Source organism: Streptomyces sp. NPDC057939, from assembly GCF_042887545.1.
GTDB lineage: Bacteria > Actinomycetota > Actinomycetes > Streptomycetales > Streptomycetaceae > Streptomyces.
In genome coordinates, this window is record NZ_JBHVPG010000110.1 from 5,001 (window position 1) to 6,623 (window position 1,623).

General features: G+C 49.9%; 1 protein-coding gene and 1 rRNA gene (1 of these 2 cut by a window edge). Both read right to left on the minus strand.

From position 1 onward, the window contains the following. Positions 1–950 (minus strand): 16S ribosomal RNA (locus ACFVS6_RS42685) (it extends 600 nt beyond the left edge of the window). Between the two features lie 331 nt (positions 951–1,281). Further along, positions 1,282–1,623 (minus strand): MFS transporter (locus tag ACFVS6_RS42690; RefSeq protein ID WP_389711930.1); only part of this gene is annotated, 342 nt, incomplete at its 5' end.

A 1,623-nucleotide genomic window follows, 5' to 3' on the forward strand; every position in this document is an offset into this window, starting at 1 on the left:
CCGCTTGTGCGGGCCCCCGTCAATTCCTTTGAGTTTCAGTCTTGCGACCGTACTCCCCAGGCGGAGTGCTTAATGCGTTAGCTGCAGCACTAAGGGGCGGAAACCCCCTAACACTTAGCACTCATCGTTTACGGCGTGGACTACCAGGGTATCTAATCCTGTTCGCTCCCCACGCTTTCGCTCCTCAGCGTCAGTTACAGACCAGAGAGTCGCCTTCGCCACTGGTGTTCCTCCACATCTCTACGCATTTCACCGCTACACGTGGAATTCCACTCTCCTCTTCTGCACTCAAGTTCCCCAGTTTCCAATGACCCTCCCCGGTTGAGCCGGGGGCTTTCACATCAGACTTAAGAAACCGCCTGCGAGCCCTTTACGCCCAATAATTCCGGACAACGCTTGCCACCTACGTATTACCGCGGCTGCTGGCACGTAGTTAGCCGTGGCTTTCTGGTTAGGTACCGTCAAGGTGCCGCCCTATTTGAACGGCACTTGTTCTTCCCTAACAACAGAGCTTTACGATCCGAAAACCTTCATCACTCACGCGGCGTTGCTCCGTCAGACTTTCGTCCATTGCGGAAGATTCCCTACTGCTGCCTCCCGTAGGAGTCTGGGCCGTGTCTCAGTCCCAGTGTGGCCGATCACCCTCTCAGGTCGGCTACGCATCGTTGCCTTGGTGAGCCGTTACCTCACCAACTAGCTAATGCGCCGCGGGTCCATCTGTAAGTGGTAGCCGAAGCCACCTTTTATGTCTGAACCATGCGGTTCAAACAAGCATCCGGTATTAGCCCCGGTTTCCCGGAGTTATCCCAGTCTTACAGGCAGGTTACCCACGTGTTACTCACCCGTCCGCCGCTAACATCAGGGAGCAAGCTCCCATCTGTCCGCTCGACTTGCATGTATTAGGCACGCCGCCAGCGTTCGTCCTGAGCCAGGATCAAACTCTCCGATAAAGTAGTTTGACTGACTACGCACATCGCTGTGCGATTTATTTAAAACTTTGAATTAACAGGTACGTTTTGTCTTGTTTAGTTTTCAAAGATCATTACCGCTTGTTGAAGCAACTTTATTATCTTACCACTCAGCTTCTTTTATGTCAACAACTTTTTTTAAGTTGTTTCCGAAGCTTTTTGTTGTTGTCTGCTGTTCATCAGCGACGTTTAATAATATACCATGCACTTTAAATGAGGTCAACACTTTTACGAAACTTTTTTCTCACTTATTATTCCCTTCTATATAATAAATAAAAAAGCAGGATTCCTAGGAACCCCGCGTCTATTCAGATTACCCGCTCACCTCAGCTTCTGCGCTATTACGATCTGTTTTTTCATAAGCACGGAAGTTTTGTTCAAGCTGTTCGAGCGACAGACCTTTCGTTTCCGGAAGGAACCTTTTCACAAATATAACGGACGCTATCCCTAATAGAACAAAAATGAAGAAAGTTACAGACAATCCGATGTTGGCGAGCAGGACCGGAAAAGTTAAACCCACAAGGAAGTTCACGATCCAGAGGCAGAAGACAGTGACCCCCATACCAAGCCCCCGCAATCGAAGCGGGAATATCTCCGACAGCATCAGCCAGGTCACCGGAGAGACAGCCCCCTGCTGAAACGCAAGGAAAGTGAC